The organism is Dyella sp., from assembly GCF_051962475.1.
GTDB lineage: Bacteria > Pseudomonadota > Gammaproteobacteria > Xanthomonadales > Rhodanobacteraceae > Dyella_A.
This window is the reverse complement of sequence record NZ_JBQCCF010000033.1, coordinates 46388-65993: the sequence shown is the minus strand read 5'-3', so window position 1 is coordinate 65993 and position 19606 is coordinate 46388. Positions and strand designations below refer to the sequence as shown.

General features: G+C 69.3%; 10 protein-coding genes. 3 read left to right on the top strand and 7 right to left on the bottom strand.

Annotated features, from left to right (window positions below; translation table 11 throughout):
• The 3 genes from ACTHJF_RS07455 to ACTHJF_RS07445 all read left to right on the top strand — a co-directional run.
• A partial coding sequence (locus tag ACTHJF_RS07455; protein ID WP_440266565.1) for a glycosyltransferase occupies window positions 1–3252 on the top strand: 3252 nt, incomplete at its 5' end.
• Window positions 3253–3364: 112 nt separating this feature from the next.
• Window positions 3365–4270 carry a phosphogluconate dehydrogenase (NAD(+)-dependent, decarboxylating) gene (gene gnd / locus ACTHJF_RS07450; protein WP_440266564.1) on the top strand — a complete coding sequence of 302 codons (906 nt, stop codon included), beginning with the start codon at window positions 3365–3367 and terminating at the stop codon, window positions 4268–4270.
• 52 nt (window positions 4271–4322) lie between these two features.
• Entirely contained in the window at window positions 4323–5078 is a 756-nt protein-coding gene (locus tag ACTHJF_RS07445; protein ID WP_440266563.1) for an ROK family protein, read from the top strand.
• A gap of 22 nt (window positions 5079–5100) precedes the next feature.
• On the opposite strand, the gene ACTHJF_RS07440 is transcribed toward ACTHJF_RS07445, so the two are convergent.
• The 7 genes from ACTHJF_RS07440 to ACTHJF_RS07410 all read right to left on the bottom strand — a co-directional run bounded on the left by ACTHJF_RS07440 (window position 5101) and on the right by ACTHJF_RS07410 (window position 19406).
• Window positions 5101–5667: a DUF488 domain-containing protein gene (locus tag ACTHJF_RS07440; protein ID WP_440266562.1), complete on the bottom strand. Its 567-nt coding sequence runs from the start codon at window positions 5665–5667 to the stop codon at window positions 5101–5103.
• Window positions 5668–5880, bottom strand: coding sequence for a DUF2945 domain-containing protein (locus ACTHJF_RS07435; protein WP_440266561.1), 213 nt, complete (start codon window positions 5878–5880; stop codon window positions 5668–5670). It abuts the gene before it with no gap.
• Between the two features lie 162 nt (window positions 5881–6042).
• Window positions 6043–6738, bottom strand: coding sequence for a VIT1/CCC1 transporter family protein (locus ACTHJF_RS07430; RefSeq protein ID WP_440266560.1), 696 nt, complete (start codon window positions 6736–6738; stop codon window positions 6043–6045).
• Between the two features lie 30 nt (window positions 6739–6768).
• Entirely contained in the window at window positions 6769–7311 is a 543-nt protein-coding gene (locus ACTHJF_RS07425; RefSeq protein WP_440261415.1) for a cytochrome b, read from the bottom strand.
• 26 nt (window positions 7312–7337) lie between these two features.
• Window positions 7338–8987 (bottom strand): phosphoglucomutase (alpha-D-glucose-1,6-bisphosphate-dependent), encoded by a 1650-nt coding sequence (gene pgm / locus ACTHJF_RS07420; RefSeq protein WP_440266559.1) that lies wholly within the window; start codon window positions 8985–8987, stop codon window positions 7338–7340.
• Between the two features lie 127 nt (window positions 8988–9114).
• Window positions 9115–10773 carry a glucose-6-phosphate isomerase gene (gene pgi, locus ACTHJF_RS07415; protein WP_440266558.1) on the bottom strand — a complete coding sequence of 553 codons (1659 nt, stop codon included), beginning with the start codon at window positions 10771–10773 and terminating at the stop codon, window positions 9115–9117.
• A gap of 149 nt (window positions 10774–10922) precedes the next feature.
• Window positions 10923–19406, bottom strand: a complete 8484-nt coding sequence (locus ACTHJF_RS07410; protein WP_440266566.1) for a GH36-type glycosyl hydrolase domain-containing protein — start codon at window positions 19404–19406, stop codon at window positions 10923–10925.
• Window positions 19407–19606 lie beyond the last annotated feature (200 nt).

The window sequence follows — 19606 nt, the reverse complement described above, 5'->3', positions numbered from 1 at the left end:
CGGCCGGCCGAGAAGCTCGCCGCCGAGGTGCGCGCACGCGAGCGCCAGCTTCGCCACCGCACGGTCACCCGCACCGGCCAGGCGCACACGCCGCCGCCGTCGCTGGACCGGCCCGGCGACCGCCCGCTGGCGATCGGCTTCTACGTCAACTGGGACGACAGCAGCTACCCCGCGCTCAAGCGTGCGCTGCCGACGCTGGACTGGGTGATTCCCTCCTGGCTCAGCGTGAGCGGCCCGGACATGGCGCTGCACACCGCGGTCGACGCCAAGGCGCTCAACCTGATCCGTCACAGCAAGCCCTCGATGCCGATCCTGCCTTTGCTGCAGAACGCGGCGAACATGCAGTGGGACGGCGCCGGGCTGGCCAAGCTGCTGGCCGACCCGGCGCGGCGGCACGCGCGCATCAGCGAGATCGTGGGCTTCCTGGCCGCCTACCACTTCCAGGGCGTCACGGTGGACTTCGAGGAGGTGCCGCCGGAGGCGCAGGCGGACTTCAAGACCTTCCTCGGCGAACTGTCCGACGCCTTCGCGCCGCACGGCTGGGGCATCGTGCTGTCAGTGCCGTTCGACGATAGCGCCTGGGATTACGCCGGCTTCGCCAAGATCGTCGATTTCGAGCTGCTGATGGCCTACGACCAGCACTGGGCCGGCAAGGATGCCGGAAGCATCGCCGCACAGAACTGGTTCGAGAGCACACTCGACAAGCGCATGAAGGAGCTGGACCCGGACCAGACCATCGTGGCGCTCGGCAGCTACGGCTACGACTGGGCGCATGGGCAGAACGCCGAGGCGGTGACGTTCCAGGACGCGATGGATCGCGCTGCCGACGCCCAGGCCACCATCGACTTCGACGACGATACGCAGAACCCGCACTTCTCTTACAGCGAGGACAACGGCACCGTCCACGACCTGTGGTTCCTCGATGCCGCCACTGCCTACAACCAGATCCACGACGCCGATGGCTATCAGCCCTACGGCTACGCGGTATGGCGACTGGGGTCGGAGGATCCGTCGATCTGGTCGGTGATCGGCCGCCCCTACGGCGCGGCTGCGCCCGATGCCCTACACGAGATCGGCGAGGGCCAGGACATCGACATCGAGGGCCAGGGCGAAATCCTGCAGATCGCCTCCAAACCCCAGCCCGGCGCGCGCACGTTCAGCATCGACAAGGACAGCGGCGAGATCGATGGCGAGCAGTACACCGCGCTACCCACCTCCTACGTGATCCAGCGCGTGGGCATCCAGCCGGGCAAGATCGCACTCACCTTCGACGATGGCCCGGATCCGGACTGGACGCCGAAGATCCTCGACATCCTCAAGGCCAAGCACGTCCCGGCCACGTTCTTCATCATCGGCGAGAACGCCGAGGCATCGCCGCGCCTTGTCCAGCGCATGGTGAACGAAGGCCACGACGTGGGTAACCACACCTTCACCCACCCGAACCTGGGCGAGACCTCCCCGGGCATCACCGCGCTGGAGCTCAACGCCACGCAACGGCTGTTCGAGGCGCTCACCGGCCGCTCGATGCGGCTGTTCCGCGCGCCGTACTTCGGAGACGCCGAGCCCACCACGTCCGACGAACTGGTACCGATCGAGCAGGCGCAGGCGATGGGCTACATCGCGGTGGGCCTGCACATCGATCCGGACGACTGGCAGCGCCCGCCGGTGGACAAGATCGTGCAGAGCGTGCTCGACCAGGTGCGCCATCAGAGCCCGGACCGGCAGAGCCGCGTGGTGCTGCTGCACGACGGTGGCGGCAACCGTGCCAATACCGTCGCGGCGCTGCCGCAGATCATCGATGCGCTGCGCGCCGAAGGCTACGACTTCGTCACCGTCTCCGCGCTGGCGGGCCTCACCCGCGATCAGGGCATGCCGCCGCTCACCATCGGCTCGCTGTCGCAGTGGGCAGATCGCTCGGTGTTCCTCACCCTCGGCTGGTTCGGTCACTTCCTCAACGCGCTGTTCCTCACTGCGATCTGGCTGGGCGTGGCGCGGCTTCTGCTGCTCGGTGGGCTGGGCCTGCTCAACTGGTATCGCGATCGCCGCCGCGTGGCGCCGGTGCTGGATCATCCGCTGCCGCTGGTATCGGTGCTGATTCCGGCCTTCAACGAGGAGAAAGTGATCGCCAGCGCGGTGGGTCGCATCCTCAAGAGCCGCTACGAGGCGCTCGAGGTGATCGTGGTCGACGACGGCTCCACCGACGCCACGGCCGAGGTGGTGCGCACGCAGTACGCCGGCGATCCCCGTGTGCAGCTCATCAGCATTCCCAACGGCGGCAAGGCAAACGCGGTGAACACGGCGCTGCGCGCCTCGCACGGACAGGTAATCGTGGCGCTCGATGCCGATACGCAATTCGAGCCGCACACCATCGCGCGCCTGGTGCGCTGGTTCGCCAACCCGGCGATCGGCGCTGTGGCCGGCAATGCCAAGGTCGGCAACCGCATCAACCTCATCACCACCTGGCAGGCGCTGGAATACATCACCGCGCAGAACCTCGAACGCCGCGCGCTGGCCGCGCTCGGTGCGATCACCGTAGTGCCCGGCGCCGTGGGTGCCTGGCGGCGCGAGGCACTGGAACAGCTCGGCGGCTTTCCCGGCGACACGCTGGCCGAAGACCAGGACCTCACCATCGCGATCCAGAAGGCCGGCTACAAGACCTTGTTCGATGCCGAGGCAGTGGCTTGGACCGAGGCGCCGGACACCGCCCGCGGTCTGGCGCGGCAGCGTTTCCGCTGGGCCTACGGCACGCTGCAGTGCCTGTGGAAGCACCGCGACGCGACCTTCCGCGCCCGCTACGGCGCACTGGGCACCATCGCGCTGCCGCAGGTGTGGCTGTTCCAGATCGTTTTCTCGGTGGTCTCGCCGCTGGTCGATCTGCTGCTGCTGTGGCAGATCATCGCCACCGGGCTGGACTACCTGCAGCACCGCGGCCAGTTCAACTCCACCAACCTGATCACGATGGCGGCGTTCTACGCGCTGTTCATGGCGGTCGACCTGGGCGCCGGCGTGCTGGCCTTCGCGATGGAAAAGCGCGAGCGCTGGAGCCTGCTGTGGTGGCTGGTGCTGCAACGCTTCGGCTATCGGCAACTGATGTATTACGTGGTGGTGCGTTCGGTATCCACCGCCCTGCGCGGGCCGTCGGTGGGCTGGGGCCGACAGGAGCGAAAGGCCACGGTGAATGCTTCGCACGAAGACGACAGTGCCGCCGGCAACGCCACCAGCGCCAAGCAGGATCACGACACCGTGCCGTGACCGATCGCCCTGGCGGCATGCGCCGCGTCCTCACATGCCCTGCAGCCGCGCTCCGGCAGCATGCACGGTTGAGCGTGGCGTGATCGCACAACGCATACAACGAGGAGAACGCATGGACATCGGCATGATCGGCCTGGGTCGCATGGGCGGCAACATGGCCCAGCGACTGCTGCAGCATGGCCACCACGTAGTGGGCTTCGATCCGGCCGCCGGCGCGCGCGACGCACTGGCCGCGCACGGCGCCGGTACGGCCGCCTCACTGGAGGCTCTGGTGCAGCAGTTGGCGGCTCCACGGACGTTCTGGCTGATGGTGCCCGCTGGCGAGATCACCGAGCAGACCATCGCGCAGCTGCAACCGTTGCTGGCGCGCGGCGATACGGTGATCGACGGCGGCAATGCGTTCTACAAGGACAGCATGCGCCGGGCCGAAGCCCTGGCCGCGCATGGCATCCACTATGTCGACTGCGGCACCAGCGGGGGCGTGTGGGGCCTGGCCGAGGGCTACAGCATGATGGTCGGCGGCGATGCGGACGTGGTGGAACGGCTGCGCCCGATCTTCGAGGCGCTGGCCCCGGCAAAGGAGAAGGGTTGGGGCCTCGTGGGCCGGGTGGGCGCCGGCCACTTCAGCAAGATGGTCCACAACGGCATCGAGTACGGGCTGATGCAGGCCTATGCCGAAGGCTTCTCGATCCTGCAGCACAAGCGCGAGTTCGCGCTGGACCTGCACCAGGTTGCCGAGATCTGGCGCGAGGGCAGCGTGGTGCGCTCGTGGTTGCTCGACCTCACCGCCGACGCCTTGGCGAAGAACCCCGCGATGGACGGCATCGCGCCCTACGTGGCCGATTCCGGCGAAGGCCGCTGGACGGTGGCCGAGGCGATCGATCTGAACGTGGCCGCGCCGGTGATCTCGCTCTCGCTGCTCGAACGCCTGCGCTCGCGCGATGCCGATTCGTTCTCCGACAAGCTGCTCGCCGCCATGCGCAACCAGTTCGGCGGGCACGCCGTCAAGCACGAATGAGCCGCGCAGCCACGCGACGCGTGGCCTCCATTTCGTCTTCAGGGAGAACGGCATGAAACGCAGCACCAGACAGGCCACGGGCAAGTCATCTGCACCATCACGCACCACGGTCACGCTGGCCATCGACGTGGGCGGCAGCGGCCTGAAGGCGGCCCTGCTCGATGAGGATGGCGCCATGCTGGGCGATCGCGTGCGCGTGCCCACGCCGGAGGGCGTGTCGCCCGAGGGCATGGTCGACGCGTTGGCGGCGCTGGTGGAGCCGCTGAGCGGGTTCGACCGGGTGTCGATCGGGTTTCCTGGCGTGGTCCGGCGCGGACGGGTGGTGACCGCGCCGCATTTCGGCAACGAGCCGTGGCGGGATTTTCCCCTCGCCGAGGCGCTGGGCCAGCGCCTCGGCGGCAAGCCGGTGCGTCTGCTCAACGATGCCGACGTGCAGGGCTACGGGGTCATCCGCGGCGAGGGGCTGGAGCTGGTGCTCACCCTGGGCACCGGGATGGGCTCGGCGCTGTTTCGCGACGGCGTGTGCATGCCGCACATGGAGTTCGCGCAGTTCCCCTTCCGCAAGAAGAAGACCTTCAATCACTACGTCGGCAACGCGGCCAGGCACAAGGTGGGCGAGAAGAAGTGGAACCGCCGGGTAGAAAAAACCATCGAGGCCTTCCGCACCCTGCTCCATTTCGATCGGCTGTACCTGGGCGGCGGCAATGCCACCAAGGTGACGCTGGCGCTGCCGCCCGACGTCAGCATCGTGGACAACGCGGCCGGGCTGACCGGCGGCATCAAGCTCTGGCGGGACACAGCGCTTTGATGGCAGGAAGGCTCTGTTGCGATCAGTCCCCGGCGCCCGCCGGCGGCGCGTAGCTCAGCCGACCGTCCACCACGCGTGCCGGCGCCGTCATCGGGTGGGGCCTGGCGTGGCGATCATCGGCGATGTGCAGCACCGTCCAGCCGCGCACGCACAAGAGGTCGGCGATCATCGAGCGGTGGCAGCGCCACCACACCGCCTCGGCACACATGATGGCGGTGCGCTGCTGCGTGGCCATCGCCAGCAGCTCGTCCAGGCCATCGGCAAACTCCGCGCTGGCCATGTGATCGGCATAGCCCTGGAACGACGCGTTGCGCCAACTCGTGTTGGGCGAGTTCGCCTGCACCTTGCGCCGGCCGCCCAGTTGCGGGATCCACCGATAGGCGATCCCGTGCTCCGGCAAGCTGCGCGCCAGCGCCTCGCTGGCAAAATATGGATACCGCCGCGAACCGGGAAAACGCCGCACGTCGGCCACCGCTTTGATGCGCCAGCGCGCGAGCAGGGCCACCAACTCGTCCAGGCTGCGGGTGGAGTGGCCGACCGTCCAGATGGTCGGTCCATCGCGGCCGGTGGATGGCGCGGCATCAGCCACTCAGTCGATTCGGTGCAGCGCACTGCCCTTGTGCAGCGCGACGTGATCGGTGGCGTCACTGGCGATCTCGTACTGCGGATCGTCGGGCGTGCAGCGATGGGTGTGGCCTTTGTAGTCCACGTCGCGCGTGTGCACCTTGGTGATATGGCCACTGACGTGGCCGGCCTCGGAGTTCCAGCGGACGTGGTCACCCACGTGAAAGGCGTGGTGCATGGGGCGGTCTCCGGCGCGGCTGTGCAGGGCCGTTATTGAAACCGGGCGCAGTTGATCCGGCCGTGAAGTCGGGGCCGGCGTTGCATCATCGCGGGCGACGCGTCGACGCGCTCTCGGCCGCGATGACCGCCCTTCCCCGCCCGCTGCGGATGCGCAGACGAATCAGGCCGCGACGCCGAACAGCATGCCCACGCCGGTAGTGATCGCCATCGCCAACGCGCCCCAGAAGGTGATGCGCATGGCGCCGGTGCGCATGTTCGCACCGCCCGTGCGCGCTGCCAGACTGCCCAGGATGGCCAGGAACACCAGCGAGGTGAGGAACACCGACCACAGCAACACCCCGGCCGGCGCCAGCGCCACCACCACCAACGGCAGCGCCGCACCGAGTGCGAAGCTCAGCGCCGAAGCGCCGGCGGCCTGGATCGGCCGTGCCTTGAGCGTCTCGGTGATGCCCAGTTCGTCGCGCATGTGCGCGTCCAGCGCGTCATGCGCCATCAGCTGCTCGGCCACCTGGCGCGCCAGCGCCGGTTCCAGCCCGCGCCCGACGTAGATCGCGGCGAGTTCCTTGTGCTCGCCTTCCACGTCAGTCTCCAGTTCCCGGCGCTCGCGTGCCAGCTCGGCTGCTTCGCTGTCTGCCTGGGAATGCACCGACACGTATTCGCCCGCGGCCATCGACATCGCGCCCGCCACCAGGCCCGCGGTGCCGGCAATCAGGATGTTCTGCGAGCCGGCATGCGCCGCGGCCACGCCGAGCACCAGGCTGGCGGTGGAAACGATGCCGTCGTTGGCGCCGAGCACGGCGGCGCGCAGCCAGCCCATGCGGCCGGTGACGTGCCGCTCGCTATGTCGATGATGCATGTGTATTCCCCTGGACGAGTTGGCGGCGGATCAGACCATGCGCCGCAGCGTGTTGTCCTTGCGGCCGAAGTGGTGCCAAAGGGCCGCGACGATGTGCAGGCCGATCACGTAATAGAAGATCTCGCCCACCGTGCCGTGGATGTCCTCCCACTGATGTGCCAGCGCGCGATCACCGGGGCCGAACAGCGCCGGCAGGAAGGTGATGCCGAACAGCGTCACCGGCTTGCCGGCGATCTGCAGCGTGACGATGCCCATGATCGGCTGCGCGATCAGGAACGCATACAGCGCCACGTGGGTGATCGTGCTCAGGCGCAGGATCCACACGCTCGGCGCCGGCTGGATTGGCGGATCCACGTGCGACAACCGCACGGCCAGCCGCGGCAGCACCAGCAGCAGTACCGCGATGCCGGCCAGGTAATGCGCCGCCAGCGTGTTCATGCGCGGCGTGCTGCCGCGCGGGAACAGCTCGAACAGGTTGATGAACACGTAGGCCAGCAGCACCAGCGCGAAGACGGTCCAGTGCAGCCAGCGCAGCGAGGCCGCGTAGCGGCTGGGCGGATTGATCGGTGACATCGAAAGGCTCCGGGAAAGCGCCAGCGTCAGGAGGCCAGCGCGCTGTCCACCATCTTATTCGCCTCGGCGATGAGGCTACGCAAATGGTTCTCGTCCCGGAAGCTTTCCGCGTAGATCTTGTAGATCGCCTCGGTGCCGGACGGACGCGCAGCGAACCAGCCCTGCGCCGTCATCACCTTGATCCCGCCGATTGCCGCGCCGTTGCCCGGCGCCTTGTCCAGCACCGCGGTGATCGGATCACCGGCCAGCTCGGTGCCGCTGACCTGCGCCGGCGACAGCTTGCCCAGCCGCGCCTTCTGCTCGGCGCTGGCCGGTGCGTCCACGCGGTCGGAGTACGGCGTGCCGAGCTCGGCAGTGATGCCCGCATACAGCTCGCCCGGGTCGCGTCCGGCGCGGGCGGTCATTTCGGCCGCCAGCAACGCGGGCACCAGGCCGTCCTTGTCGGTGCTCCACACGCCGCCGTCCATGCGCAGCAGCGAGGCGCCCGCGCTCTCTTCGCCACCGAAGCCGAGTGAGCCGTCGAACAGGCCGTCGGCGAACCACTTGAAGCCCACCGACACCTCGTACAGCCGTCGCCCCAGCCGCTCGGCCACGCGATCGATCAGCGAACTGCTGACCACCGTCTTGCCCACCGCCGCGTCGGCACGCCAGTGCGGACGATGGCGAAACAGGTAGTCGACCAGGGTGGCGAGGTAATGGTTGGGCAGCATCAGTCCGCTGCTTCTTGCGACGATGCCGTGGCGGTCGTGGTCGGTGTCGCAGGCGAAGGCGACGTCGAAGCGGTCCTTCATCGCGATCAGCCCGGCCATCGCGTACTTCGACGAGGGATCCATGCGGATCTTGCCGTCCCAGTCCACGCACATGAAGGCGAACTGCGGGTCGACCACCTCGCTCACCACGGTGAGATCGAGCCGGTAGCGCTCGGCGATCGGCCCCCAGTAGTGCACGCCCGAGCCGCCCAGTGGATCGACACCGAGCTTCAGCCCCGCCGCACGGATCAGGTCGAAGTCGACGATGTTCGCCAGGTCCGACACGTAGCTGGCCACGTAGTCGTGCTCGATCACCCGCGACGAGCGGCGCGCCTGCGCGTAGGGCACCCGGCGCACGCCGTTGAGCCCTTCGGCCAGCAGCGCGTTGGCGCGATCCTGGATCCAGCGGGTGACGTCGGTGTCGGCCGGGCCGCCGTTGGTCGGGTTGTACTTGTAGCCGCCATCGGCCGGCGGGTTGTGCGAGGGCGACAGCACGATGCCGTCGGCCAGGTGGTCGGTCCGGCCGCGGTTGTAGGTGAGGACCGCGTGCGACAGCACCGGCGTGGGCGTGTACGGCGTGCCCGCCGAGATCATGGTGGTGACCTCGTTGGCCACGAACACTTCCAGCGCCTGCTCGAACGCCGGCGCGGAGAGCGCGTGTGTATCGATCGCCACGAACAGCGGGCCGTCGATGCCCTGCATCGCGCGGTAGTCGCAGATCGCCTGGCTGATCGCCAGCACGTGCGCGGCGTTGAAGCTGCGGCTGAGCGAGGAGCCGCGATGGCCGGATGTGCCGAACGCCACCCGCTGCGCCGGGTCGGCCGGATCGGGAACGAGGTCGGCATAGGCGGCGAGCAGTTGCGGCACGTCGATCAGGATCGACGCGGGTGCCGGCTTGCCGGCGAGCGGGCTGAAGGTCGGGCTCATGGTTTCTCGAAGAAGTTCACGGAATGCAGCGGGCGCGCGCAGATTTCTGTAGGAGCCGCCTTGGCGGCGATGCTTTTTCTCGGCACAAGCCAAGAGCATCGCCGCCAAGGCGGCTCCTACAGGAGAGTCAGGTGCCGTCGCGCAGCTGGCGATAGCGACGGATCAGTGCGTTGGTGGAGCTGTCGTGGGCGAGTTCGGCATCACTGCTGGCGGTGAGTTCGGCGGCGGTGCGCTTGGCCAGCACCTTGCCCAGCTCCACGCCCCACTGGTCGAACGAGTCGATGCCCCACATCACGCCTTGCACGAAGGTGGCGTGCTCGTACAGCGCCACCAGCGCGCCTAGCACGTGCGGGGTGAGCCGCTCGGCGAGGATCGTGGTGCTGGGCCGGTTGCCCGGGAAGGTCTTATGCGGCACCAGGGCGTCGGCCACGCCTTCGGCGCGCACTTCATCAGCCGTCTTGCCGAAGGCCAGCGCCTCGCCCTGGGCGATCAGGTTGGCCATCAGCAGATCGTGCTGGTCGCTGCCGTCGGGCAGCGGCAAGGCGCTGAGCGGCCGACCGAAGCCGATGAAGTCGCAGGGAATCAGTCGCGTGCCCTGATGGATCAGCTGGTAGAACGAGTGCTGGCCGTTGGTGCCCGGCTCGCCCCAGTAGATCGCGCCGGTGGCGTAGTCCACGCGTCGGCCGCCCAGCGTCACGCCCTTGCCGTTGCTCTCCATGGTGAGCTGCTGCAGGTAGGCGGGGAAACGCTTGAGGTACTGCTCGTACGGCAGCACGGCGACGGTCTCGGCGCCGAGGAAGTTGGTGTTCCAGAGACCGATCAGCCCCATCAGCGCCGGCAGGTTGCGCTCCAGCGGGGCGCTGCGGAAATGCTCGTCCATCGCGTGGAAGCCGGCGAGCAGGTCGCCGAAGCCGTCCGGCCCGATCGCCAGCATCGTCGACAGGCCGATCGCCGAATCCATCGAGTAGCGACCGCCGACCCAGTCCCAGAAGCCGAACATGTTGGCGGTGTCGATGCCGAACTTCGCCACTTCCTTTTCGTTGGTGGACACGGCGACGAAGTGCCGGGCGATCGCCGCCTCGTCCTCGAGCGCCGCCAGGCACCAGCGTCGCGCAGCCTGCGCGTTGGCCAGCGTCTCCAGCGTGGTGAAGGTCTTGGAGCAGACGATGAACAGCGTCTCGGCCGGGTCCAGGTCGCGCGTCGCCTCGACGAAGTCGATGCCGTCCACGTTGGAGACGAAGCGGAACGTGAGCTCGCGCTGGCTGTAGTGGCGCAGCGCCTCGTAGGCCATCACCGGGCCCAGGTCCGAGCCGCCGATGCCGATGTTCACCACGTTGCGGATGCGCTGTCCGGTGTGGCCCAGCCAGGCGCCGCCGCGCACCTTGTCGGCGAACGCGGCCATGCGTTCGAGCACGGCGTGCACAGCGGGAACCACGTTCTCGCCGTCCACCTCGACCTTCGCATGTGCGGGCGCGCGCAGCGCCGTGTGCAGCACGGCGCGATCCTCGGTGACGTTGATCTTCGCGCCGTCGAACATCGCCGCGGTACGCCCGGCCAGGTCGCAGGCCTCGGCGAGCTGGCGCAGCAGATGCAGGGTTTCGTCGTCCACACGCTGCTTGGAGTAGTCCATGTACAGTCCGGCCGCCTCGGCAGTGAAACGCTCGCCACGGCCGGGATCGGCGGCGAACAGCTCGCGCAGGTGGCGGTCGCCGCAGCGCTCGCGGTGCGCACGCAGGGCCTGCCATGCAGGCAGCTGGGTCAGGTCGGGGGTCGGGAATGGGGTCACGGGCGTTCCGTCGTCGAGGGTGGCTTTCCGGCATTCGCCGGCGAGGAAAAACACGGGCAGCTGGCCGCCTAGATTAGCGCCAAGCGCCCACCGCGGCGGCAGCCGTCCGGCCCATGATCCGGATCGCGCGCGCATGCCGCGTCAAGGCCTCACGCCTCGATCTCGATGCGATGCTCGCCCCCATCGTCCACCAGCGCCACCGCATCCCCCTCGATCGGCATGCCGTTGACGCGGATCCGCGCCGCCCCCGACACGGGGCCGGCGCGCACGATGATGCGGTAGTCGGTTTCGCGGTGCCGGTATGCCAGCTCGAATCCGTCCCAGCCCGGCGGCACCACCGGCGCCACGCGCAGCGTCTCGCCCTCGATGCGCAGGCCCAGCAGCGACTCGACGATCAGCCGGTACATCCAGCCGGCCGAGCCGGTGTACCAGGTCCAGCCGCCGCGCCCCTGGTGCGGCGGCACGCCGTACACGTCGGCGGCGACCACGTAGGGCTCCACCTTGTATACCTCGATGTCGCCCGCGCCGCTGCCGTGGTTGACCGGGTTGATGATGCCGAGCAACTCCCACGCGCGCGCGCCGTCGCCCAGCGCGGCGAACGCCATCGTCGCCCACACCGCGGCATGCGTGTACTGGCCGCCGTTCTCGCGCACGCCGGGCACATAGCCCTTGATGTAGCCCGGATCGAGCTCGGAGCGATCGAACGGCGGCTCCAGCAGCTGGATCAGTCCCGCACGCCGCCGCACCAGATGGCGATCCAGCGATTCCATCGCCTGCCGTCGGCGCGCGTCGGGCGCTGCGCCGGACAGCACCGACCAGCTCTGCGCGATGGAATCGATGCGGCACTCCGCGTTGGCACTGGAGCCCAGCGGGGTGCCGTCGTCGAAATACGCGCGGCGATACCAGGCGCCGTCCCAGCCGTGCGCTTCCAGCACCTCGCGCAGGGCGGCCGCCTCCATCTCGCACAGCTCGGCAAACGGGCTGTCGCCATGCCGCCGCGCGGTGGCGGCGAAGCGGTTGAGCACCTCGTGCAGGAAGAACCCCAGCCACACGCTCTCGCCGCGCCCACGCTCGCCGACCCGGTTCATGCCGTCGTTCCAGTCGCCGGTGCCGATCAACGGCAGCCCGTGCGGGCCGCGTGGGCGACTGTGCTCGATCGCGCGCACGCAGTGCTCGTACAACGTGGCCGACTGTTCCGAGCGCGTCGGCAGGTCGTAGTAGGACTCCTCCTCGCGCTTCACCGGCCGTCCCTCGAGATAGCCCACGCGCTCGTCCAGCACGCCGGTATCGGCGGTGGTGTGCACGTAGTGGCTGGTGGCGAGCGCCAGCCACAGGTAGTCGTCCGAGCAGTGCGTGCGCACGCCGCGGTCGGTGGGCGGATGCCACCAGTGCTGCACGTCGCCCTCGGTGAACTGGTGCGCCGCGCTGAGCAGCAGGTGCTGCCGCGCGCTGTACGGGCTGGCGTGGACCATCGCCATGGCGTCCTGCAGCTGGTCGCGGAAACCGAACGCGCCGCCGGACTGGTAGTAGCCGCTGCGTCCCCAGAAGCGCGAGGCGATCACCTGGTAGATCAGCCAGCCGTTGGCGAGCACGTCCACCACCGGGTCGGGCGTGCGCACCTGCACCTTGCCCAGCGTCCAGTGCCAGTGCATGCGCACCTCGTCCAGCGCGGCGGCCGCCGCGGCCGACCCGCGGAAGCGCTGCACCAGATCGCTGGCCCCGGCCTGGTCGCGCGCGGCACCGAGCCGGAACACCACCTCGCGCGTCTCGCCCGGGGCCAGCTCGAACGGCAGCTGGATCGCGCCGCATGGGTCGAGCCCGGGGCCGAGCCGCCCGGACAGGCTGGCCTGGCCCATCGCCGCCGGCGCACGCAGGTTGCCATTGCGGCCGAGGAATTCCCGGCGATCGCCGGTGACGCTGCGCGTGCCGCCGTCGGCATCGAAGAAGCCCACCCGGCCGCCGAAATCCATGTGGTAGGCGTTGCGGGCGAACAGCGCACCGGTGGCCGGGTCCGATTCGGTCACCACGTGCATCGCCGACTTCGCCCGCACGTCGCCCAGCACCCATTCCACGTAACCCGTGGCCGACAACCGGCGCGGCTGGCGGGTGGTGTTGCGTAGGCGCAGCACCGAGAACTTCACCGGCGCGTGCAGCGCCACGTATACCCACAGCTCCGAGGCGATGCCGTCTTCGACGTGCTCGAACACCGAGTAACCAAAGCCGTGCCGTGTGACGTAGCGACCGGTACCGCGACGCGGCAGCGGCGTGGGCGACCAGTAGTGCCCGCTCTCCTCGTCGCGCAGGTAGATTGCCTCGCCGCTGGCGTCGGTCACCGGGTCGTTGTGCCACGGCGTGAGGCGGAATTCGTGCGCGTTCTCGCTCCACGTGCACGCGCCGCCACTCTCCGACACCACGCAACCGAAGCCCGGATTGGCCAGCACGTTGCACCACGGCGCGGGGGTCGGCCGGCCCGGTTGCAGCACGATCACGTATTCGCTGCCGTCGCTGCTGAAACCGCCGTAGGCGTTGGTCAACTGCAGCGTGGCCAGTTGCGGATCGGGTCCCGCCTGCGCCGCGGCCGGCGGCTCCGGTGCACGAATGCGGGTAGGGTCGAAGCGCGGCAGCGGCGGCTCCACCCGGCGCCGCTCCAGCTGCTCGGCCAGCGAGCCGCGGGTGTCGCTGAGCACCACCCGCGCCACCGAGCGCACCAGCACCCGGTCCTCCACCGACAGTTGCTGCGCCGGGCGCACGAAGATGCCGCCGGGGCGATCGATCAGGCTCGCTTCCGTGCCCGAGGCGATCAGCCCCATGATCAGGTCCTGCAGTTGCTGGCGGTAGCCGGCCTGGTCCTCGTTCCAGATCACCAGGTCCACCGCCAGCCCCTTGAGCCGCCAGTACGCGTGCGCCTGCACCAGCTGGCGCACCAGTTCGATGTTGCTTGGGTCAGTCATGCGCAGCAACACGATCGGCAGGTCGCCGGAGATCGACTGCCCCCACAGGCCGGACTGCCCGCGCCGGTTGGCCTGCAACACGCCCGGCTCGGCGCGCAGCGAGGTGTTGGCGTAGATGATCGAGGCGGCCATGCGCTCGTACAGCCGCGCGTCGCCGGGCACCGCGTTGAGCTGCTGCAGCAGTACCTGGCTGTGCGTCCAGGCCAGGTCGAACACGCGATCGGCGATGTGGCGGTCGCGGAACTTTTCCGCCAGATGACGGCAGGCCTCGTCGCTGTCGGCCACGCCGGTGACGATGTCGATCGTGGCCGATTGCTCCGGCGCCAGCGTGATGCGGCAGCGGATCGCCACGATCGGGTCGAGCACCGAGCCATCGCTGTTGCCCAGCTGTGCCTGCAGCGGATCGCTCAGCGCCTGCGGCTGCGCCAGGTTGCGACCGCGGCCAATGAAGCGCGCGCGATCGGTCTCGTAGGACATCGACTCCACCCGCACGTCGTGCACCGCCACCAGGTGGCACATCCACGGCACGACTTCGCCGGCTGAGCGCGGCCGGCGGGTGCAGATCAGCGCCTGCGCGGCGGGCAGCCACGCGGTCTGCACGAACAGGTTGCTGAAGGCCGGATGCGCCGCGTCGGCCGCCGCCGGCGCAATCACCACTTCGGCGTAGGTGGTGAGCTCGATGGTGCGCGCGGTGCGGCCGCGGTTGGTCAGGCGCACGCGGCGCAGCTCGATGTCGTCCTCGGGGCAGACCACGATCTCGGTATGCGCGTCGTAATCGCGCTCGCGCACGCGGAACTCGGCGCGCGCGTCGGAAAAGATCGCCTCGAAGTGCTCCGGCCGGTGCAGCGTGGGCTGGTGTGCGGTGGACCAGAACGCGCCGGTCTCCACGTCGCGCAGATAGCAGAACTGGCCCCAGTGATCACTGCTGATGTCTTCGTGCCAACGCGTCACCGCCAGGTCGCGGTGCCGGCTGTAGCCACCCCCGCCGCTGCTTACCATCACGTGGTAACGCCCGTTGGAAAGCAGCTGCACGGCCGGGCGTGGCATGTCCGGGTCGGTGAACACGCGCAGCGTGCTCTCGGCCGCGGCGCCTTCCACCGGCTGGATCGGGAAGCCGGTGGCGTGGCGATATTCGGCCGCCGTTTCCGGCACGCGCTCCTGCAGCAGCAGCGCGCTGGCGCGGAACTGCGGGTCGGCCTCGAAGCGCTTCTGCATCGGCTGCTCCAGCAGCGCGTAGGCCAGCGAGAGCAGGCTCATGCCCTGGTGATGCGCCATAAACGAGCGCACCACCACCGCGCTCTGCCCGTGCGGCAGCCGCGCCGGGGTGTAGTCGATCGCCTCGTAGAAACCGAAGCGGCCCAGCCGCTCCTCCTGTGCCAGGCGCTCCAGATTGGCGCAAGCCGCCGCCGGCGCCACCATCAACGCCATGACGCTGGCGTAGGGCGCGATCACCACGTCGTCGCCCAGCCCGCGCTTGAGGCCCAGACCGGGCACGCCAAAAGCGCGGTACTGGTAGTTGAGCTGCACGTCGACCGTGTTGTAGCCCGACTCGGACACGCCCCACGGCACGCCGAGCTGCTGGCCGTACTCGATCTGCCGCGCCACGGCCGCGTGGCAGGTTTCGTCCAGCAGCGTGCCCTCGATGCTGGGCATCACCAGCATCGGCATCAGGTACTCGAACATCGAGCCGGTCCACGACAGCAGCACCGGCCGCCCACGCGTGGTGGTGGTGAGCAGGCGGCCGAGGGTGAACCAGCCCTCCTGCGGCAGCTGGCCCTGCGCGATCGCCACGTAGCTGGCCAGCCGCGCCTCGGAGGCGAGCAGGTCGTAGAAGCTGGCGTCGAGACGGCGCTCCTCGACGTTGTAGCCGATGGCCAGCAGGTCGCGCCGGCGGTCGTACAGAAAGCTGAAATCCATCACCGCCAGCTCACCGGCCAGTGTCGCCAGCTGCTGCAACTCGGCGATCCGGGCGCAGGCGCGGTCGCACACGCTGTCGGTACCCTGCCGCGCCGGGTCGGTATCCGCGGCCAGCTCGCGCAGGGTCGGTAGGTTGCCGGAGGGCGCGCGGTCGGCCAGGTAATCGAGCTCGCCCAGCACGTCACGCACCTGCTCGAGCAGGCGGCCGTACCAGAGCACGGCCTCGTCGCGGTTGTCGGTAGCGAAGTGCGAATGCATCGCCACGATGGCCGCGTGGATCGGGCGTACCACCGCCAGCGCCTGCGCCAGCGAGTCCGGCGGCGTGTCGCGCGCCTCGTCCAGCCGCTGCATCAGCTCGCCGCAGGCGGCCACCAGGTAGTCGTCGTCCGGCCGCGCGTCCACCAGCACGTCGAGCGTGTCGGCCAGACCATCGAGCAGGCGCGGGTGGAACACCGGGGCATCGATCAGCGCCAGCAGGCCGGGCCGCAGGGTCAGCAGGTGGCCGGCGAGGTTGCCGCTGTCCACGGCCGACACGTACTGCGGCGCCAGCGGCTGCAGCGATACGGTGTCGTACCAGTTGAAGAAGTGCCCGCGGTAGCGCGGCAGGCCCTGCATGGTGTGCAGTGCGTCGGCAGTGCGCTGGATCAGCCGGCCCACGGTGAGGTAACCGAAGTCGTAGGCGGCCAGGTTCGACAGCAGCGCCAGGCCCATGTTGGTCGGCGAGGTGCGGTGGGCGATCGCCTCGGCCGGATGCTCCTGCATGTTGTCCGGCGGCAGCGCGTTGTCCTGGCTGCCCACGTGCACTTCGAAGAAACCCCAGATGCGTCGCGACAGCATGCGCAGGAAGCGCCGCTGCGAAGCACTGGGCACGAATACCTCGCGCCGCTGCGGCTGTCCGGAATACCACACAAGCACCGGCGCCAGTGCCCACAGGGCGAGCAGCGGCGCGGCCACCGGCAGGGCCGGCAGGCGAAATAACGCCAGCGTCACCGCCGTCGCGATCGCCAGCGCGGGATTGATCCACATCCGGCGCACGATCAGCGTCAGCGCGCCACCGGCGTCCCGCGTGCTGTCGCGCGACGGACGCCACTGCAGCAGATGGCGCCGACTGATCAGCATTCGCCACAGCGAACGCAGCACCGCGTCGAGGCTGTACAGCGCCTCGTGCGGCAGCGTCATCACCCAGAACCCCGCGCGCAATCCTTGCGCCACCGCCGCGCGCACGGCGAGCCGCAGATGCGCGCGCCACTGCACGTCCGGTGATTTCTGCACCAGCACCAGCATCGTGCCCAGCACCGGCATCAGCACCACCAGGCCGAGGATGGCGAGGGTCCACGACACCACCTGCGCCACCCCCAGCCAGCCCACCAGCAGCAGCAGTACGAAGGCCGCCGGCACCAGACTACGGCGCAAGTTGTCCAGTATCTTCCAGCGCGACAGCGCCGACAGCGGATTGCGCCGCCAGCCATCGGGACCGGGCGCGCGCGGGAACAGCCAAGGCAGGATCTGCCAGTCGCCGCGGATCCAGCGATGACGCCGCTGGCTGTCGATCAGGTAGCTCGACGGGTAGATCTCGTACAGCTGCACGTCGGACAGCAGCCCGGCGCGTGCGTAGGCACCTTCGATGAGGTCGTGGCTGAGGATCGCGTTGTCGGGAAAGCGCTGCCTCAACGCCAGCTGGAAGGCATCGATGTCGTAGATGCCTTTGCCGATGAACGAGCCTTCGCCGAACAGATCCTGGTAGACGTCCGACACCATGCGCGTGTACGGGTCGATGCCGGCTTCGCTGCCGAACAGCTGGGCGTAGCGCGAGCGCGCCGCGGCCGGCAGGCTCACTCCCACCCGGGGCTGCAGGATGCCGTAGCCGCGCACCACGCGACCCAGCGCGGCGTCGTACACCGGGCGATTGAGCGGATGCGCCATGGCGCTGGCGAAGCGTCGGGCCGCATCGCGCGGCAGCTCGGTGTCCGAGTCCAGCGTGATCACGTAGGTGACCCCGCGCAGCGCGGCCAGGTCGCCGACGATGCGAGCGAAGCGCTCGGCACCCGCGCCGCGCAGCAGCGCGTTGAGATCGCCCAGCTTGCCGCGCTTGCGCTCGTGGCCCATCCACAGGCGATCGGGCGCGTGGTAGGTGCGGGGGCGGTGGAACAGAAAGAACCGATCCTGCGCACCGTTGGCGTACGTGGCGTTGAGCGCCTCGATGCGCGACACCGCCCGGGCCAGCAGCGCGGCATCCTGCGGCAGGGTTTCACTGGCTGCGTCGGTGTAGTCGCTAAGCAGCCCGAAGTACAGGTTCGGGTCGCGATTGGCCAGGTAGCGCACCTCCAGCGCATCGGCCAACTCGTCCACGTCGGCCAGGCTGCCGAACAGGGTGGGAATCACCACCAGCGTGCGCGCGTGGTCGGGAATGCCTTGGGCAAAATCCATTCGCGGCAGGATCGCCGGCGGTGCGAACACGGTCGCCAGCCAGTTCACCAGCCCCGTGGCGAGCTGGCTCACCACCAGCAAGGCCGGCAGCGCCAGCAGCAACAGCATCCACAGCGGCGCATGATTCTGCGCCATCGCCTCCAGCAGCGGTTCGGCCATCAGCACACTGAGCAGCGCGATCAGCCCCAGGTACGCCGGCAGCGGATCGCGCGCCGCACGGCGGCCGATCCGCGCCAGCAGACCGAAACGCAACTGCAGCACCCGTTCGAACTCGGCGCGCCCCTCGTCCACCAGGTAATAGCCCACGTGCGCCTCGATGCCGGGCGCCGCCTCCACCGCCGCCGCGCGATGGGCCAGCGCGAGTGCGCTGCGCGCCACCTCCGACTCGGAGCGTCCGCTGCGCCGGGCGAGGTGTTCGATCACGTGGCGATAGTGGTCGCGCGTGGCGAAATCCATCGCCGCGTGGATGCCGGCAGGATCGCTGCGCAGCAGGTTCTCCACCACGCTGAGCCGTTCGACAAAGGCGTGCCAGTCGACCGCCGCCAGGTGGCGCAGGCTGCCGATGCTGTTGCCGATGGAGACCTGGTCGGCGGCCTGCTGCTGGGCATCGATCTGCACCTGGTGCTCGACGCTGGAACCGCTCTCGGCCAGGCGCTGCTCCAGCCACGTCAGCGGCATTGCCAGCCCCGGCCCCTGGCCCTGCAGCCGGCGCGCCAGCTCGGCCACGAAGGCGCTGGCCATCGGCGGATTCGAGCGCGCCATGTCGGCCACGCCCAGCACCACGCTCTTGGCATCGTGCTCGGCGATCTCGGTGATCGTGTCGGCCCACTGGCAGGCCAGCTCGCGATGGCTGCCGTCGGCGATGACGCGCGCCGCGACGCGGCGCAGGTTCTCGATCAGCGCCAGCCGCAGCATGATCGGGATCGCCCACAGCTCACCCAGCGTCAGCGGCTGGATGCCCTGGTAGGCGCTGATGAAGCGCCCGAGGCTGTCGTCATCCACCCGGCCGTCGCCGTGCGAGATGATCTCCAGCGCCAGCTCGTACACCCGCGGCCAGCCCTCGGCACCGCCGTCTGCAAGGCGCGGCAGCTCTCGGTTGTAGCCCTTGGGCAGGTGCCGCTGGGCAGTGCGGATCTGCTCCTCGACCAGGTAGTAGTTGTCCAGCAGCCATTCGCCGGCAGGCGACACGCGGCGATTGGTCTGCGACACGGCGGTAAGAGCCTCGCAGGCCTCGGCCAGCACGCGGGCGTTGTCGTCGAGCCGGCGCAGCAGGCGGTCGGAAGTGGAGCGCGGACTGAGCCGGTGCCGCCGCGCCAGCAGCACCCCGTGCAGCTCCATCTGTTCGGCGCTGAACAGCTCGCCGCGCAGCGTCGGCTCGTCGCCTTCGGCACCGGCCGGGGCGCCGTCCGCGGTGGAGCGCACCGGGGGGTGAAAGGCCGATCTGTGCTCGATCTTCAAGGCGCTCGACTCCTGCGGAAGAAGCCGTCGTGCGCCCGCGCGGCAGGGAGCGGGCACTGGCAGCCAAGGCACGAAGAGGC

Excerpts from the sequence above, each read along its gene's own strand:
- gnd (WP_440266564.1), top strand. The coding sequence starts at position 3,365 with ATGGACATCGGCATGATCGGCCTGGGTCGCATGGGCGGCAACATGGCC.
- ACTHJF_RS07435 (WP_440266561.1), bottom strand. The coding sequence starts at position 5,880 with ATGCACCACGCCTTTCACGTGGGTGACCACGTCCGCTGGAACTCCGAG.
- ACTHJF_RS07430 (WP_440266560.1), bottom strand. The coding sequence starts at position 6,738 with ATGCATCATCGACATAGCGAGCGGCACGTCACCGGCCGCATGGGCTGG.
- ACTHJF_RS07410 (WP_440266566.1), bottom strand. The coding sequence starts at position 19,406 with ATGGAGCTGCACGGGGTGCTGCTGGCGCGGCGGCACCGGCTCAGTCCG.
- pgm (WP_440266559.1), bottom strand. The coding sequence starts at position 8,987 with ATGAGCCCGACCTTCAGCCCGCTCGCCGGCAAGCCGGCACCCGCGTCG.
- ACTHJF_RS07425 (WP_440261415.1), bottom strand. The coding sequence starts at position 7,311 with ATGTCACCGATCAATCCGCCCAGCCGCTACGCGGCCTCGCTGCGCTGG.
- ACTHJF_RS07445 (WP_440266563.1), top strand. The coding sequence starts at position 4,323 with ATGAAACGCAGCACCAGACAGGCCACGGGCAAGTCATCTGCACCATCA.